We start from the raw sequence: 17382 nt of genomic DNA, 5'->3' as shown, positions 1-17382 counted from the left end.
CCTGTTTTGCACTGTTCTATAATTTGGAAAGGATGCTGACAACCAAAAAGATGTTCAGCACGATTATGACACAGGTAGCTGCCCAAGATAGCACCTTTTGCAGTCGCGAATTGACCAAGGACCCCATTTTATTTTTATCACTTGTGATCTTCAGCAACGGAATAAGCGCAAATGGCAACTGCAGGCTCAGGATGACCTGACTCCAGATCAGTAAACTTTCGGTTCCTGATTCGCCCGCCAACAAAGTGACGATGAAGACAGGAATGATGGCCAAGATACGGGTAATCATGCGCCGGAGCCAAGGTTTCATCCTCAAATGGATAAAGCCCTCCATGACGATTTGGCCACTCAGAGTGCCGGTGATGGTCGAATTTTGCCCTGAACAAAGTAAGGCTACTGCGAAAAGGCTGCTTGCGGCAGCCGCACCCAATGTCGGGCTGAGCAATTTGTACGCATCTTCAAGCGCCCCTACATTTTCGTTCAATCCATGAAAAGCGGCTGCCCCGACGATCAAAATAAGCGAGTTGATAACGAAGGCTCCACTCAAAGATAGAACAGAATCAATTTTTGCGAATTTGACTGCTTCCTTCTTGCCTGCTTCTGTCCGTTCATAATCCCTGCTTTGGATAATCGAAGAATGCAGATAGAGATTGTGCGGCATCACCGTTGCCCCCAAAATGCCCAAGGACAAGAACAGCATGCCATGATTCGATATGATTTCCGTAGTCGGTAAGTACCCTTGCAGTAATGGACCCCAGTTCGGCGAAGCCATCAACATCTCATAGAAAAAAATTCCAAAAATGGAGAACATCAGGACACCGACGATGGATTCGATCCAGCGGAATCCCTTTTTTTGCAGCAACAGCAACAGGAACACATCCGCTGTGGTGATCACGACCCCCACAATCAAAGGGATACGGAACAAAAGATTCAAAGCCAACGCGGAACCGATGACTTCGGCTATGTCCGTCGCCATGATGGCCAGTTCCGTCAAGATCCAAAGGAAAAAGGCGATCGGTTTTGAGACAGTGGCGCGAGTCGCTTGGGCGAGATCCATATTCGTGGCTATCCCCAATCTAGCGGATATCTCTTGGAACATCATCGCCAGTACGCTGGATAAGAGTACGACCGCCAACAATGAGTAGCCATAACGCGAACCTGCCGCTATCGAGGTCGCCCAGTTTCCGGGATCAACATACCCGACGGCAACCAAAGAGCCTGGTCCCATGAAAGCCAATAATTTTTTTAAGAAATTTGCATTTTTAGGAATTGTAACAGAGCTGTTTATTTCTTCAAGGCTGACATTATGCGCTTTGCTTATGAACCCTTTTGGGATAGCATCTTCCATTGTTTTCAATTTTGGAACAGCAGTTTGCTTTTCCATAGTGTACCCCTTCTCTCTTCCTGATATTATACATCTCATTCTACACTTTTTTCGGATTAGCACAAACGTTTTTTTGGCATACCTAACATTTTTTCGGGGTTAACCAACAAAAAAACTCTTCTCACTTTCGGTTGAGGAGAGTTTTTTCTGAAATGTTACTATTCAAATCCCAAGATAAAGATCCCTACCATAATCATCGCGATGACCGCGTATTGTTTTGCGGTCAGTTTTTCCTTCAGGAAGATGCGCGAAAGGATGACGGATACCATACTATAGGAAGAAATCAGTGGCGCAACGATGACTGCATTCGCGCTGATCGCAAACACATAGAAGAATTGCCCCAATGTTTCGAAGATGGCTGCCAAGCCGCGTTCTTTCTGGTCACGCAAGGCGAAGGTTTCCTTCTTGAACCAGACAAGATAGACCCAAGCCACAACGGCAACGATCAGCCATGTCAATTCATAGGAAATGTTCGCCTGCATCTCATCCATCCCTCTGTCGAAGACCCAGGCATCCGCGAATGTCCCGAGTGAATCGATCAATGCATATCCCAATGGGAACAACAAAGCGATTGCGCCATATTTATACTTACGGTCAACCATTTCCTTGTTCTCTTTCCGTTCCGCCTCGGCAAAGCGTTGCTCGAATACCGACAGCAGGATGACTCCGGCCGTGATCAGGCCTACCGCAAAAAACTGGATCCCGGTCATGGACTGACCCAGGAAAATGAAAGTCAACAAACCGGATATCGCGCCGGACGAGTTCTGTACCGGTGAAGAGATCGACAGTTCCAGAAAACGCAGACCGGCGTAGCCGACCGCCATCGATAAAATGTACAGCGCCGATACCGGCAGATACGTGATCATGTTTCTGGGATCGTAGACCACTCCCGAAGTCAGCATGACGTAGACTGCATGAATCCCCATGACCGCACCGACCATAATGACAATCTTCAGATAACTATATTTGTCTTTCGGATCGCTCCCTTTTTTATAAAACAAATCCGCTGTGCCCCAGGCCAAAACGGAAACTATCGCAAATATAAACCACATGCTGCATCCATCCTTTATAAAATAATTTCAAAAACTAACTTACTAATTATACTAAAAGGATAGAGGTTGCAATAAAAATAACGCAATGTTAACAATATATCAACAGACTTATCGTAAGCAAGACTCAATTTAGCCGCTTATGCTAGATAACGGATACGTGTTTCTGTATCTGCAAAACGGTAGCTCAAAAGACCTCTAATCCTTTGAGCTACCGATTCAAGGGTCAGTCGCGCACTCTTTTGCCCATGTAGACGAGGTCGCGTTCGATGCCGTCGAGTTCAGCCACTCTCGGTAAATATCCCCATTGTTCGAAACCGAATTTTTTCATCAGCCCGATGCTCGGGGCATTGTGGCCGAAGATGAGGCAGACCAGATTCGTGATGTCCAGCTCGTCGCAGGCAGCCAATACTGTTTCCATGATCTGCGTGCCCATTTTTTTGCCGCGGTAGTCTTCGTGGATATAGATGCTCAACTCTGCTGTCTTATCGTAGGCGGCGCGCTCGTGGAAAGCCTGAAAGCTCACCCAAGCGCAGATTTTCCCATCCTCTTCAAAAACCCATATCGGTCTGTAGCTGGGCGAATGGTCCAGGAACCAGCCCATTTTTTGTTTGACGGTCACCGGCTCCAGATCGGCCGTCACCATCCGGCTGGGGATCGTCTGATTGTAGATGGCGACGATGTCTTCCACATCGTCCAAAGTTGCGTTTCTATGTGTAAGGGTCATTTTTTATTCCTCCAAAAATCAAAGATTCACAGCCCGACTTCTCGAAGGACTATACGCTATTTTACCAGTTTGTCCCGACGATGTGCCATCTATTTTCAGAGGGATGGAAAAATAGTGTTTGCCTGCCCCCAATTTCTGCAGGATTGCCGCAGTTTTTCGTAATCTTCCAATTGAAAATCGGTTATACTGGATACAAGAATGAGGTGGAAATAATTATGAATGAAGAAATATATATCGCAGAAGATGAAGATGGCATCCGTTTGACGGTGAAGACGTTTCTGGAGAGCGAGGGCTATGCGGTATCCGACTTTCCCAATGGCGACCTGCTTTACGATGCTTTCCTGGATAAACAACCGGACCTGGTCATCCTGGATGTGATGATGCCGGGATCTAGCGGTTTCGAAATCACCAAAAAAATACGCGACATCAGTTCGGTGCCGATCATCATCCTGACCGCAAAAGACAGCGACATGGATTACGCGACGGGCATCAACTTGGGCAGTGATGATTACTTCACGAAGCCCTTCAGTGCCATCGCCCTGAATATGCGCGTAAAAGCGATGCTTCGCCGCATCAAGATGGATCAGGAACGCCTGCCGACCCGTCAGGAAGAAGCGACGCTGCGGATCGGTGATATCGAAATCGATCTGGCCGCCATGTCCGTCAAACAAAATGGGGTCTCCCTCAACCTGACACCAAATGAATACAATGTTTTCGTTTATCTAATCGAAAACAAAAACCGTGCCGTTTCCAGGGACGAGCTTTTGGATTCGATCTGGGGATACGGCAAGGACATCGAGACGCGGGCCTGCGATGATACAGTAAGACGGCTGCGCAAAAAACTTGCCGGCTCCACAGTCGAGATCGAGACCGTTTGGGGATTCGGCTTCACCGTGAAGGAGTCGTCTGCATGATGAAGATGAAGACATCGAAAAAAAGTTTGAAGATCCGGCTTCTGACGACCATCACCTTGTTGTTGGCGGCCGTCTTTGCCTTCATTTATCTGGTGTTCAATTTTTTCTTTACCCAGTACATCGAAACAGCCGCGGCCTCGCTGCTTGCTGAAGCGAGACAAAATTACATCGATCGCCCCTTCGATGAGGACAAAAAATTGGACCCGGAACCTGCCGCATCGGATGCAACCGTTGTGAATGAGCCCCGGGACAAAAATCCAGAGCCGCATACGGCCTTCGCATCCAGTGTCCAAAAGACAATCATTTCCGAAGATTTTGAAATCCTGTTCCCGCAGATTCAGGACACGGGGTTCAGTGATGATGATACCTTGACGAATTTCGTTTCCGGACTGGAAAGTTCCGACATCACGCTGGAATTGACGGCCGATGGGAAATTGGAATTGGAGGATAATCTCTACTACTATTCCATCGCTCCCAATGCCGAGGAGGAAGGGACCTACGCGGTGTTCTTCCTGAACATGTCCGATTTGTTCGTCTTCGAGCAGAACCTGAATCAGATCCTGTTGATCATCATGCTGATCGGACTGGTGACCATTGCCACCATCACCTATCTGCTCGTTTCAAGGATCACGAAACCGTTGCAGACGCTGGCTTTGTTCGCGAAAGAGATCGGTGAAGGGAACTATCAGACGATCGATGAGGAATTCATCGATCTGGAGCTCCATGAACTGAAGACGACCATGAACGAGACCACCAAAAAGCTCAAGCTGTACGACGCCGATCAGCGCACGTTCTTCCAGAACGCTTCCCATGAACTGCGGACACCGTTGCAGATCATCAAGACAAACGCGGAAGGCATTGAGGTAGGCATCATCGATGACAAAAAAGGTGCCATCGCCATCAAGAACGAGACCGACAAATTGGGCACGCTCGTGGAGGATATCCTCTACCTGTCGCGACTGGAGACCCGTTCATCGGACCGATTGACCAGCACAAATGACATCCGCGAGACGTTGGCCTATACCGCTGAACGCTACGCCAGCGTCAGCAATCAACAAAATCTGCAAGTGCTGTTCGACTTCCAGAAGGATCCTGTCCTGTTCCATTACGATGAGCGGGATTTTGAACGGGCCTTCCAGAATCTCATCTCCAACGCCCTGCGTTACGCAAAAGGCATCATCCGCTTGGGCTGCAAGGAGATAGACAACCGGATCATGATCACCATCCACAATGATGGCGAACCGATTTCCAAGGCAGACCTGCCGCATATTTTCGACCGCTTCTATAAAGGCAACAAAGGCGTGCACGGCATCGGGCTCTCCATCGTCCAATCAATCGTGCATACTTACGGCGGACGCATAGAAGTCATGTCCTCCGCAAAAGGAACAACTTTCACGATCATCCTGCCGCAAAAAAACAATTCCTGAATAAAATAAAACTTGGACCGAAACGCTGCCCGCCCCCATAGGCTAGCGTTTCGGTCCTTTTTGCGCTGGTATTCGGTCCGCTATCGAATTTACGCATCTTTCCGCTCATTTTGCTCCATTTTTGCAACAACTCTCCGCTCTGTTTACGGAGAATTGTTTTCCGGATCGGCATAGAATAAGGACATCAAGAGAAACAAAGAAACGAGGTCGAGCGTTATGAGCGAAATATGCTACCGAAACGAATTCAAACACGAAATTTCCCAAAAAAACAAAGTCATCCTCACAAGTCGGCTGAGAAAGGTCCTGAAACATGACGAGAATTCAGTAGGCAACAGCTATAGCATCAGGAGTCTCTATTTTGACACGATTTATGACGATGCTTATTGGGACAAAGAGGATGGCCGAAGTTACCGCGAGAAGTTCCGGATCCGTTATTACAACAATGACGCTTCCTTTATCCGCCTGGAGAAGAAAGTCAAGGACGGAGCAGTCGGTTACAAACAGAGCGCCTGTATCACGAAAGACATGGCCGACCAGCTTATCCAAAAAAAATATGACTGCCTTGCTGATGCGAGCCATCCGTTGCTGCAGGAATTTTATGCAAAGTGCAAAAGCCAGTGCATGGAGCCGAAAGTGATCATCACCTACGAGCGGGAAGCTTTCGCCTATGGACCAGGGAACACACGCATCACACTGGATTTTGATATGCATGCCAGCACGCAAGTAGCCGCTTTCTTCCATGATGGCCGTATCGGAATACGAGAACCCGGGATTGACTGCGTACTGGAAGTCAAATTCGACAACTATCTGCCGGAATGGATCCAAAGTCTGGTCCAGACAGAAGAAACAACCAGCACCTCCCATTCAAAATACGTCATCGGAAGACACCTAAACCAAATATAAGAAAATACCCAGGAGGAACATTGAAATGACAACATTTACAGACATCTTAAAAAACAGTTTTTTGGAGGCAACTTCCGATTTTTCAATCGCAGCGGCTTCGGTTTCCCTGCTATCGGCGCTCTTCATCGGCCTGTTCATCTTCTTCATCTATAAAAAAACCTATGCCGGCGTCATGTATTCGAAACCCTTCAACACTTCTTTGGTGCTGCTGACGGTCCTGACGACTTTCGTCATCCTGGCTGTAACTTCCAACGTAGTCCTTTCCTTGGGGATGGTCGGTGCCCTTTCTATCGTCCGCTTCCGTACCGCCATCAAGGAGCCGCTTGACCTGGTCTTCCTTTTCTGGTCGATCAGCGTCGGCATCATCCTGGGAGCTGGCTTGTATTCTCTGGCTTTCCTCGGATCTGCATTCATCACGGTCATCCTGCTCGTTCTGACAGGAAAGGTCGATTCTTCGGCCCCCTACATTTTGATGCTGCAACTGGAGAATGAGAATGCGGAATTGCAGGCGACCGAAATCATCAAAAACCGTTTCGGCAAAGTCATCGTAAAATCCAAGAGCATCACAGACGGCCAACCGGAATTGATCTATGAAGTAAAAGTCAAGAACAACGAAACAAGCTTCATGAATGAATTGAGCGCCATCGAAGGCGTCCAGAACGCCACATTGGTCAGCTACAACGGCAACCAAGCAGGATAGGAAAAAATTACCAATGAAGCTGGACATTAAAATCAGATATTAAATAAAAAAAACAATTCCCGATAGGAGAACACACCCATGAAAAGTACTATAATGAACTTAAAGAACAGACCTCTTACGCAAATGCTCGCACTAACAGGCACCCTTGCCTTATTGACCGCTTGCTCCACTGAAGCGAGCACGACTACAGCATCCAGCGACGTCTCGACCACTGAGGCGACCGTTGAATCCACCCTTGTATCGGATTCCAGTTATTCAGAAAGCAACAGCACAGCCATCACTTTTTCCGATCAAACGATCACAGTCGACGGATCCGGAGCTGCTGCTGACGGTTCCATTCTGACCATTACCCAACCGGGCACGTATATCCTCAGCGGAACCTTGAGCGAAGGCCAGGTCCGTGTCGAAACAGTCGATGAAGCCGATGTCCAGATCGTTCTCGACGGGGCTGCCATCACGAATTCCGCCGGAGCCGCCATCTACGTGAAAAGCGCCAACTCCGCGACCATCACTTTGGCTGAAGGAACGACCAATACTTTAAGCGACGGAGAAACCTATACCTTCGAAGACAGTGAAGACGAGCCGGACGCTACCCTGTTCAGCAAATCAGACCTCATCCTGAACGGAAAGGGAACGTTGGTCATCGATGCCAATTATGCCCATGCCATCAAAGGTAAAGATGATGTGACCATCGCAGAAGGAACCTATGAAATCACTTCTGTCGGCGATGCAATCAAAGGAAGCGATTCGCTCTTCATCAGTTCCGGTACTTTCACGATTGATGCGGGCGGCGACGGACTGCAATCGACTAACGAGGAAGAAGAAGGAAAAGGAACTTTGACGATTGAATCAGGCACCTTCGCGATTACGGCAGCTTCTGACGGCATCCAAGCCGCAACCGATCTGCAGATACTTGGTGGCGACTTCACGATCACAACCGGCGGCGGCAGCGCGAACAGCAGTACAGCGAGCGAGGCTTGGGGAACATGGGCAGTACCTAGCGCAGAAGCAGCCGCAACTACCACTGAGGAAACAACCAGCGCCAAAGGTTTGAAAGCGACAGGCTCATTAGCGATTTCCGGCGGTACCTTCATCTTGGACACATCCGATGACTCCATCCATACCAATGACACGATCCAAATCACGGGCGGAGACTTCACGATCGCTTCTGGGGATGATGGTATCCATGCCGACAACACCTTGACAATCGATGACGGAACCATTAATATCAATCAAAGTTATGAAGGCATCGAGGCTACCGAGATCACTCTGAGCGGCGGGGTCATCACTTTGACATCCTCAGATGACGGCATCAATGCCGCAGGCGGAAACGATGCGTCAGCCGTCAGCGGACGCCCTGGCGAAAACACGTTCACCTCGACTGCAGAAGGAGCAGGACTCTTGACAATCAATGGCGGGACCCTTGTGGTAAACGCTAGCGGAGACGGACTCGACAGCAATGGCAGCATCGAAATGAACGATGGCACTGTAATCGTCAACGGCCCTACCGACAGCATGAATGGTACATTGGATTACGACAGCACGTTCAACATCAATGGCGGGACCCTGATCGGTGTCGGCAGCTCCGGAATGGCGATGAGCCCTTCTTCAACATCCACCCAAAGCTTCCTGTTCACGTCTTCAATCCCATTGGCTGCGGATGAAGCCATCCAGATCACCGGCCCGGACGGAGAAGTGATCCTGACTTTCGAAGCTTCGACAACGGCCCAGTCCTTGGTATTCTCCAGTCCTGAACTGGTCAACGGTTCTGCGTACACTATCACAACCGGCGGAACAGTATCCGGCGACTCCGCTACCGGCATCTACGAAGATACGTCCTTCAGCGGCGGGTCATCCACCGTTGAGGTCAGCGCAACAACCGAAGCTAGCGGCGGACAAATGGGCGGCATGCCTTCTGGTGGCTTCGCTAAATAATAAAATGATTATCCGGAGTAGGTGTACTTGATATGAAAAAAAGAAAAAGATTAAAAAAGAAATATTCGTTTCTCCTTACTACCCTCTTCCTTGCGGGCTGTGTCACGTTCCTTTTGTGGGACTTAGCCAACTCTCAAGAAGGAGAAAGTGCTGCATCAGCCCAGACCCTGATGACCGATGTGGCGTATGAGGCTGATGAAATGCAGCAAGCGGATGAAACCAGCATTGCGGAAGCGAATGCTATTCTCCAGAGCAGCACCATTTTATCCGCTTCAGGCGAGGATTTGGCAGCGGATTTGGATGAGTTGAATGCAACTTATCCTGATCAGCTTGGTTTTGTCCTCATCAATGAGCAGACCGGAGAAGCCATTACGACCAATGAATCCCGCATCTTCACAAGCGCGAGCCTCTACAAATTGTTTCTGACGTACGCCATCCTTGAACAGGTCGATGCCGGTGTACTTTCCTTGCAGGACCAGATGGCGGACGGGGCAACAATCGATGATTACCTGACCAGCACCATCACCGTTTCGGCAAATGAAACCGCAAAAGAGCTCGCATACCTGATCGGATGGGAAAACATCGAAACCTTCATCCATGAGCAGGGATTCGTTTCCACGAGTTTCAACCCTTATCTGGAAGCCGATGGCGTCTATTACAACAGTGACTTGGAAACAACTCCAGCCGAAGTGGCCTTCTTATTGGAACGCTTGTTGGATGGCGAATTGCTTTCCGAATCCAGCACGGCATACTTTCTCGGATTATTGGGCGATCAGCAGCTCGTCTATGCACTGAACACTGGTCTTACCGATGAAGTAACCTTTGCTCACAAAACCGGCCTGTTGGATGACGTATCCCATGATGCGGGTATCCTGTCAATGGACGGCCAGAATTATATCGTAGCCGTTTTGACGGATGGTTGGCTAAACGCGACCGATGACGCGACTCCAGTATTTGGGGAAATCGGATCGGCTGTAATGACTTACTTGTATGCACAGTAATCAAAAAAAACATGACGAAAGCTTGGGGGTACGGAAACCTTTTCCGGACCTCCAAGCTTTCGCTGTACAGCAACGATTTCTAGCGACTGACCCTTGCGTTATAAGCTGCACTCCGGACAAAGCAAAAGGCTTATCATTAGCTATCGTATCGGATTTGCGGTAAGGTATAGAAGTACTATCTATTTGCTGACGTAAATATTTTTTATAGCCAGCTCAAATCCAAGCCAGTACAGGTATACTTCCAGGAGGAAAACATATGAAATTACAAGTAGAGAAACGCGACAAGGTTGGCTCATCTGCAGCAAAGCGTGCACGATCGGACAAGAAACTCACTGCAGTCATCTATGGTAAAGATGTTGAAGCCACTCCAGTATTACTTGATGCAAAAGAATTTGACGAAGTGCTCAAGCAATTAGGTAAAAATGCGATCTTCGAAGTCAGCATATCCGGCGGAAAAACGACGCAAGTCATCGTCAAGGATATCCAACAAGCTGCACTGAAGAACCAAATCCAAAACGTAGCATTACAGGCTCTCACAAAAGGGCAAAAATTGACGATGACCGTTGCGATCCATTTAGTCGGCAGCGAAGACCTCAAAGAAGGCGTCCTGACCCAAACATTGAACGAATTGGAGATTGAAACGGACGCTGCCCATGTCCCTACCGAATTCCAAATCGCTGTTAATGAAATGACCATCGGTGATACCCTGACGGTTGCCGATATCAAAGTCGATGCCGGTATTTCGGTCCTTACGGATCCAGAAGCAGCAGTCGCCATCCTAGCAGCACCTGCTACAGAAACAGTAGACGAAGAGGAAGCTTCAGCGGAAGCTGCTGAAAAAGTCGCTGAATAATCATCAAATCAAAATTTACCTTTAGACAAAAAAAGTTTCGGTTTTGACATTCAAAACCGAAACTTTTTTGGTCTATACCAAATTAATTTCTGAACAATACTGCTTAGGAATCCTTCAAAACAGTACACGGCTCCAGCCTGTGGCTTTTTTCCAAATAGTTTCCCAGGAAGCGCTGAGCCAAACTGCCTTTTTTAATGTTGGCCCGCGCAGCTTCGATGGAAAACCATTCGGCCTGATCCACTTCATCCGTCATGCCATCAAGGCACTCGCTCGCGACGGTACAGGAAAAATTCAGCATCAGTGTGTTGTTTTTTTCAAAATATTCGCTTTTGTTGTAGCGCAATCCAACCGTTTGCAGTCCGAGCTCTTCAGCAATTTCACGGGCCGCTGCCTGCTCCGCATTTTCACCTTTATTGACGTATCCCGCACAGAGAATATAATCCGCCCCACCGTACTGTTTGATCAACAAAATTTTATCTTGTTTTTTGTTCAAGATGACCATGCTGACAGCCGTGTTGAATACAGGGAATCGATACCCCTCACAACTGTTGCAATAAGGGATATTCCCTTCATTTTCCAGATGTTTCGCTTCCAGTTCTGTTCCGCATTCCATGCAATAATTCATCTATTATGTACTCCCCTTCCGATTATGATTCCCTTCGCTTCCTCTAAAGCGGTCCCCCATCTCCAAAAAGGATTCGACGTTGATTATTCAATTCTAGGACAATATGGGATATTATAGCACGCCGGCTTTGCCTTTTTTTCCTTTCGAAAGAAAAAAATAACCCGAAGAGTGAACATTCGAAAAAACGAGTGCTCCCTTTTCAGGTTTGATTTATGGCTGACAACCTGGTTTCCTTTTTATTGTGCTGATTCACAGATGGCTTTTATGTTTTCCAGTGTATGTTGGGTGGAGTTTTCTTCCATCTTGTCCGTCACCAGTTTATCGAGAATCTTGGTGAACAGCGTTTCAGGCGGAACGCTGTCGATATCGAACGTCAGCTCCGTTCCGCCATCTTTTGCAACATAGCGGCTGGTTTGCTTGGTCGGAAAACTCCCGGTGATGTTCCCTTTCCAGATTGCGCCATCATCAGTAAGCTGGCTTTCCGTTACTTCGATGGTGATCGGGAAATGGATACCCATCATGGAATAGCTCGATTTGACGATCGTACCCACTTCGCCTTTTCCGCTGACGCTTTCCGGTTCGGAAAGACCGTTGTAGAAGTGTGACCAATTCTCAGGGTTGATTGTGTACTCATAGACTTTTTGGACTGGTGCATTGATGAAGATGGTTTTTTCAAAGGTAGCCATTATTGATTATCTCCTTTCAAAATCCAAGCAGTGCTTTTAGCTTTGTTGACGATAGGAATGACCGGAAGGACGAAAAAAGAAACTTTGCGATTGCATTCTCCGATTGGGAAATTTGGACATTTTTCTTGTTCGTCCTCATTATACGCCTGTGTCCGCCATTATCAAAAAAGTAATGCTACCCTTCTTCTAAAGCAATTAAATTTCAAAATAACCCTCCTAATCTAAAAGAATTCAAGAATATCTCCAACTTATTGACCGTATCGTTTGTCCTCTGTCCGGTATCGCACTAAAATAGAGTTATCAAGTGGAAGAATTCCTTATACATATTCACACTGTTTTTTGGCCGCCCAGTTCACATGCCTTCTGCTTCGGGAAGATGATTATCAAGCGAGGGGATCACAATGGAAGAAGACGTCAAGAAAAACACCCGGGAAGATGAAATGGAGCTCCGCCAAGCAATTTTGAAGGATTTGATCCTTCGTCTTCATGCAGGTGATGACTACGAACAGATCAAGAAGGAATTCAAGGAACATTTCGCGACGGTCAGTGCTCTGGAAATTTCGATGATGGAACGGAGATTGATCGAACAAGGCGTCGCAGTCGAGGAGATCCAGCGCCTTTGCTCGATCCATGCTGATTTATTCGCCGATGCAGTGACCTATGGACAATCCCCCTCTCCGGATAGCGAGAAACCGGGGCATCCGATCCGGGTACTGAAGGAAGAAAACGTGGCCATCGAAGCGACGCTCGACCGGATTTCGCGCCTTTTGGCAAGCTATCTGGAGGAGCCAGACTCCACGCTGAAAACCGGGCTGCTGAAACAACTGGATATCCTCTGGGGCTTCGACAAGCATTATGCACGCAAAGAATACGCCATTTTCCCGATCATGGAGCGCTATGGCATGACTGCCCCGCCGAAAGTGATGTGGGGCGTGGACGACGAGATCCGGGGACTGTTCAAGAAATTGAAACAGATGGTGGAAGGCGGACAGTTGGACAACCTCAAAGTGACTTTCGAAACACTGCAGCAGGAAATGAAAGAAATGTTCATTAAAGAGGAAGATATCCTCTTGCCGATGGTATCCGATTCATTCACTGAAGACGATTGGCTGAAGATTGCGGCTGAATCAGACGAAATCGGCTATTGCATCGTCCACCCGGTATCACCGTGGCAACCTGAACGCGCCGCTTTTGAAACGGGAGAAGCAATGGGCTCCGTTCCGGAAGGCAACATCGCCTTCGGCACCGGCTACCTCACGGTGAAGGAACTGGAAAAGATGTTGAACCGATTGCCGTTGGAGCTCACCTTCATCGATGCGGACGGGATCGTGAAATATTACAATGACGGACCGGAAGAGAAGATCTTCATGCGCATGAAATCCGCTTTGGGAAGGCAAGTCGAAAACTGCCATCCGCCAAAAAGCGTCGCATTCATGCGACAATTGGTTTCTGACTTGAAATCGGGGGAAAAAAGCCAGGAAATCATGTGGTATGAGGAAGGCGGAAAGTTTATCGTCGTGAATTATTGCGCGCTTCGGGATGAGGACGGCACCTATCTGGGCGTCCTGGAATATGTGCAGGACGCCAAGTCCATCAGAGACCTGACAGGGGCAAAGCGCCACCTTTCCGAATGAAGCCTGCTTGTTCTCTTAACCGGATATGCCGCTCTTTTCTCCAGATAAAAAGTCGGGGCCTCAATCAAAAACGATTGAGGCCCCGACTTTTTTGGCTTTTCATTCCATTATTTGATGATTTGGGAGGTCGGGCAGTGCTTTTCTGCCGCTACGTCCTCTTTCACAACACCAAGTTGCACCATCAATGCGGTACCGGCAATGCAATCAGCTTCCGCCTCTACCTGAGCGGGCTCATTCATCGGACAAACCGTTACGGTGCAGGCATTGCACTTCTTTCTGCCGCTCGCAATCAAACGGATTTGACGGAATAAGACGTACCCCATCAAGCTCATAAACAAAAGCAAAACGATCCAAGATTGAACATTCATAGGTTATTCCTCCTCTTCCTATTTGACCATCGGTTTCGCCAAGCTTCCCCACATCGGAGAAGCTTTCTTCGGCGCGGGTCTGACAACCAGGAATACCAATATCGCCGCTGCTGCGGCTGCTAGGCTGGCTCCCGCCCCGAAAGGCGTGCCCAACACGATTACGGATCCAAGCTGATTGATGATGAAGGCCAGGACATAAGCCAAGGTGGTCTGATACAAGACGCCAAAAAGCGTCCATTTGGCGCTGCCGAATTCGGTGCGCATCGCTCCGACAGCCGCGAAACACGGCATGCAGATCATATTGAAAACCAGGAACGATACCGCACTGACCGGATTGAACAGTGCGCTGAATGCGGCAGCTACCTCCGCTTCCGAACCGGTCGCCCCCATCAGCACGCCCAGCGTACCGACGATATTTTCCTTAGCGATCAACCCTTGAATGGTCGCGACCGTGGCTTGCCAAGAACCGAAGCCCAATGGTGCGAAGAAAACCGCAACCGCACCGCCGATTTGAGCCAGGATGCTTTGATCGCTTTCGACAATCATCTGCATCTGCCAATTAAAGGAAGAAAGGAACCAAACCAAGCTGGCACTCAGGAAAATGACGGTCCCGGCATTTTTTACGAATGCCATGCAGCGGGCAGCAACCGCGCGGAAAATGCTTTTCCATTGCGGCCAGTGATACATCGGCAATTCCATAACGAAGGGCGATGCTTCCCCGGAAAAGATGGCAGTCTTGCGCAGCAGCACGCCGGAAAAGATGACCGTCGCGATCCCCAACAGGTACATCGACAAGGCAACCCAGGATGCGCCGCCGAAGATGGCATTCGCGATCAGGGCGATGACCGGCAGTTTCGCACCGCAAGGAATGAAGGAAGTCGTAAGGATCGTCATGCGGCGGTCCTGCAAATTTTCGATTGTGCGGGAAGCCTGAATGCCCGGGACCGAACAGCCGGAACCGATCAGCAACGGAATGAACGATTTACCCGACAGGCCGAAGCCGCGGAAAACCCTGTCCATCACGAAGGCGACGCGGGCCATATAGCCGCTGTCCTCCAGCAAGGTCAAACAGAGGAACAAGGCGGCCATCTGCGGCAGGAAGCCCAGAACTGCACCGACCCCTCCGATGGCACCATCAACCACAAGGCTGCTGACTGCAGGATGGATATCAATGCTGTCAAAGAAAGTTTGCACAGCCTCTGGAACGATGCTTCCGAACAGCACATCGTTGACCCAATCGGTCCCCCAAGTCCCCACAGTAGTGATGGAGAAGTAGTAGACCGCGTACATGATCAGGACAAAAATCGGCAGCCCAAGCCAACGGTTGGTCACGATGTGATCGATCATGACCGAGAAAGAAGGCTGGTCGGCATTTTTAACAAGCACTTGACGCGTAATCTTCGTCACCAACTTATAGCGTTCGTTTATCAGGATAGCCTCGGAATCCTCGTCCAATTCCTTTTCATACCGGCTGAGCAGACCTTCCATAACTGTCTGGCCGTCTTCAGGAATCGCAAGTTTTCCAGAAGTTTGTCCATCCCTTTCAAAAAGCTTGATGCTGTAGTAGCAACGCAATTTTTTCGGAACAAACGGAGCAATAATTTCTTCGATCGTATCAAGGATGCTTTCCACGACGATACTGTATGTAATCGGTTCAGCTACATTTATCGGTTCAGCGATGGCCTTGTACAGCTCCTCCAATCCGCTTTCCTTCAGTGCCGAAATCGTCACGAACGGCAAGCCGAACGCGCGCGACAATCCGGCGACGTCCAGCTGATCGCCCCGTTTCTCGATGATGTCCATCATGTTAAGAACGACAACAATCGGCAGCTGCAATTCCATCAATTGGGTAGTCAGGTAAAGATTCCGCTCCAAGTTGGAGGCATCGACGATATTGATGATCAGATCCGGAGCATCCAGCGTCAGATAATCGCGCGTGACGATTTCCTCGATTGTGTATGGGGAAAGCGAATAGATGCCCGGCAGATCGATGACCTGCGTTTCGCCGTCATGCAGCAGCGTGCCGGCTTTCTGTTCGACCGTAACCCCCGGCCAGTTGCCGACGCGTTGAGTGGAACCTGTCAAATGGTTGAATAGAGTCGTTTTCCCGCTATTGGGATTTCCGACCAGCGCTATGGTTTTCCCCATCATTTTTCCTCCCCGAACGTAACTTCGATCATCTCGGCATCTTTTTTGCGTATCGATAATTCATACCCACGCACCATCACTTGAATCGGATCGCCCAATGGAGCGACTTTTCTGACATAAATGGCAGTCCCTTTCGTGATTCCCATATCCATCAATCTTCTGCGGGTAGCGCCTTGTCCTGTTATTTTGTTCACAATTGCAGATACACCGATCGGCAAGTCCCTTACATTCGTCAAAATCGTCCCCTCCATTCCTTCAGCAATAATAATTCTCCAAGACTAATTGAGAACCATTCTCATTAAGTCATAGCTTAAGGCATAGACGCCTTCAGGTCAAGATAATTCGTGCATTTTTACTTATTTTTTTTCATCAGTAATGCGTGAATGCGTCCTGTCCATAAGGGTTTGAAAAAATAAAAAGGCACGGAAGAAGTCAATCTCTCCCGTGCTTGTGAAATATTGTCTCTTTTCAGCGACGATGTTTGTCATAATTGTTGCGGCTGACACTCGAGACTTCCAAAACGGCTTTGATCACGACAGCAACCACTGCACCCAGAACGGCTCCAATTGGCCCGAACAAGAGGATGCAGACGACTGTCGCCAGAAACGTGTACAGCGGCCGGATGCCGAGTTCCTTGCCGGTGATGAACGGTTCGGCAATCTGACGGACGACCACCAAAATAACATAAAGCAGTCCGATTTGCCAAGCCAGCGTTGTGTTCCCGAGCAGCAGATGGATCACCGCCCAAGGAATCATCACCATCCCGCTCCCCAGAATCGGGATAAGATCGAACACCGCAATCCCCAGCGCCTTCAGGAACCAAAAATCGATGCCGAAGTACAGGAATCCGAGACACAACAGGATAAAGCTTATGGCAGCCAATTTGACGGCTGAAATGAGGTACCCCTTCAAGCCCTTTCCGGTTGCGTTGATGATCTCTTTGATATAATAGCTGATCGTATCCAATGCGATCCCTCGCTTTCTCTTTATGAATTCAGTATACACGCCTGTGTACCAGCCAAGCATCG

General features: G+C 48.7%; 17 protein-coding genes. 8 read left to right on the top strand and 9 right to left on the bottom strand.

The genetic code is table 11. The features are described 5' to 3' along the window. Positions 1 to 16: 16 nt before the first annotated feature. The 3 genes from BM184_RS02010 to BM184_RS02000 form a co-directional block, all read right to left on the bottom strand. On the bottom strand, positions 17 to 1384 hold the full coding sequence (locus BM184_RS02010; protein ID WP_256212980.1) for an Nramp family divalent metal transporter: 1368 nt from the start codon (positions 1382 to 1384) through the stop codon (positions 17 to 19). Positions 1385 to 1542: 158 nt separating this feature from the next. Further along, the gene (locus tag BM184_RS02005) at positions 1543 to 2436 is read right to left on the bottom strand and encodes an EamA family transporter (RefSeq protein ID WP_086942338.1); all 894 of its coding nucleotides are present in this window, start codon (positions 2434 to 2436) and stop codon (positions 1543 to 1545) included. Positions 2437 to 2659: 223 nt separating this feature from the next. After that, positions 2660 to 3160, bottom strand: coding sequence for a GNAT family N-acetyltransferase (locus BM184_RS02000; protein ID WP_086942337.1), 501 nt, complete (start codon positions 3158 to 3160; stop codon positions 2660 to 2662). A 215-nt stretch (positions 3161 to 3375) separates the two neighbouring features. Between BM184_RS02000 and BM184_RS01995 the strand changes: the two genes are divergently transcribed. The 7 genes from BM184_RS01995 to BM184_RS01965 all read left to right on the top strand — a co-directional run bounded on the left by BM184_RS01995 (position 3376) and on the right by BM184_RS01965 (position 10893). Next, entirely contained in the window at positions 3376 to 4074 is a 699-nt protein-coding gene (locus BM184_RS01995; RefSeq protein ID WP_086942336.1) for a response regulator transcription factor, read from the top strand. Continuing rightward, the gene (locus tag BM184_RS01990; RefSeq protein WP_086942335.1) at positions 4071 to 5501 is read left to right on the top strand and encodes a sensor histidine kinase; all 1431 of its coding nucleotides are present in this window, start codon (positions 4071 to 4073) and stop codon (positions 5499 to 5501) included. The genes BM184_RS01995 and BM184_RS01990 overlap by 4 nt, the downstream gene beginning before the upstream one ends. A 216-nt stretch (positions 5502 to 5717) precedes the next feature. Next, positions 5718 to 6404 (top strand): polyphosphate polymerase domain-containing protein, encoded by a 687-nt coding sequence (locus BM184_RS01985; protein WP_086942334.1) that lies wholly within the window; start codon positions 5718 to 5720, stop codon positions 6402 to 6404. Positions 6405 to 6429: 25 nt separating this feature from the next. Then, on the top strand, positions 6430 to 7104 hold the full coding sequence (locus tag BM184_RS01980; RefSeq protein ID WP_086942333.1) for a DUF4956 domain-containing protein: 675 nt from the start codon (positions 6430 to 6432) through the stop codon (positions 7102 to 7104). A gap of 78 nt (positions 7105 to 7182) precedes the next feature. After that, positions 7183 to 9039, top strand: a complete 1857-nt coding sequence (locus BM184_RS01975) for a carbohydrate-binding domain-containing protein (protein ID WP_086942332.1) — start codon at positions 7183 to 7185, stop codon at positions 9037 to 9039. A gap of 32 nt (positions 9040 to 9071) precedes the next feature. Next, positions 9072 to 10040, top strand: coding sequence for a serine hydrolase (locus BM184_RS01970; protein WP_086942331.1), 969 nt, complete (start codon positions 9072 to 9074; stop codon positions 10038 to 10040). Between the two features lie 256 nt (positions 10041 to 10296). After that, positions 10297 to 10893: a 50S ribosomal protein L25 gene (locus tag BM184_RS01965; RefSeq protein WP_086942330.1), complete on the top strand. Its 597-nt coding sequence runs from the start codon at positions 10297 to 10299 to the stop codon at positions 10891 to 10893. Between the two features lie 103 nt (positions 10894 to 10996). Here the strand turns inward: BM184_RS01965 and BM184_RS01960 are convergent, their stop codons facing one another. Next, complete coding sequence (locus BM184_RS01960; RefSeq protein ID WP_086942329.1) at positions 10997 to 11518, bottom strand: NAD(+) diphosphatase; 522 nt, start codon at positions 11516 to 11518, stop codon at positions 10997 to 10999. 236 nt (positions 11519 to 11754) lie between these two features. Then, a complete protein-coding gene (locus tag BM184_RS01955) occupies positions 11755 to 12204 on the bottom strand; it encodes an SRPBCC family protein (protein ID WP_086942328.1) in 450 nt (149 codons plus the stop codon). A 401-nt stretch (positions 12205 to 12605) separates the two neighbouring features. Between BM184_RS01955 and BM184_RS01950 the strand changes: the two genes are divergently transcribed. Beyond that, entirely contained in the window at positions 12606 to 13838 is a 1233-nt protein-coding gene (locus BM184_RS01950; RefSeq protein WP_245830608.1) for a DUF438 domain-containing protein, read from the top strand. Between the two features lie 107 nt (positions 13839 to 13945). On the opposite strand, the gene BM184_RS01945 is transcribed toward BM184_RS01950, so the two are convergent. The 4 genes from BM184_RS01945 to BM184_RS01930 all read right to left on the bottom strand — a co-directional run bounded on the left by BM184_RS01945 (position 13946) and on the right by BM184_RS01930 (position 17320). Continuing rightward, positions 13946 to 14206: a hypothetical protein gene (locus BM184_RS01945; protein WP_086942327.1), complete on the bottom strand. Its 261-nt coding sequence runs from the start codon at positions 14204 to 14206 to the stop codon at positions 13946 to 13948. An 18-nt stretch (positions 14207 to 14224) separates the two neighbouring features. Continuing rightward, positions 14225 to 16354, bottom strand: a complete 2130-nt coding sequence (gene feoB / locus BM184_RS01940) for a ferrous iron transport protein B (protein WP_086942326.1) — start codon at positions 16352 to 16354, stop codon at positions 14225 to 14227. Further along, positions 16354 to 16590, bottom strand: coding sequence for a FeoA family protein (locus BM184_RS01935; protein WP_200831798.1), 237 nt, complete (start codon positions 16588 to 16590; stop codon positions 16354 to 16356). Before BM184_RS01935 ends, feoB begins: the two co-directional genes overlap by 1 nt. A gap of 232 nt (positions 16591 to 16822) precedes the next feature. After that, positions 16823 to 17320 carry an AI-2E family transporter gene (locus BM184_RS01930; RefSeq protein WP_245830606.1) on the bottom strand — a complete coding sequence of 166 codons (498 nt, stop codon included), beginning with the start codon at positions 17318 to 17320 and terminating at the stop codon, positions 16823 to 16825. Positions 17321 to 17382 lie beyond the last annotated feature (62 nt).

It is taken from the genome of Trichococcus pasteurii (genome assembly GCF_900112935.1).
Classification (GTDB): domain Bacteria; phylum Bacillota; class Bacilli; order Lactobacillales; family Aerococcaceae; genus Trichococcus; species Trichococcus pasteurii.
Note: the sequence above shows the minus strand (reverse complement) of the source record. Positions and strands in the feature narration are given on the sequence as shown.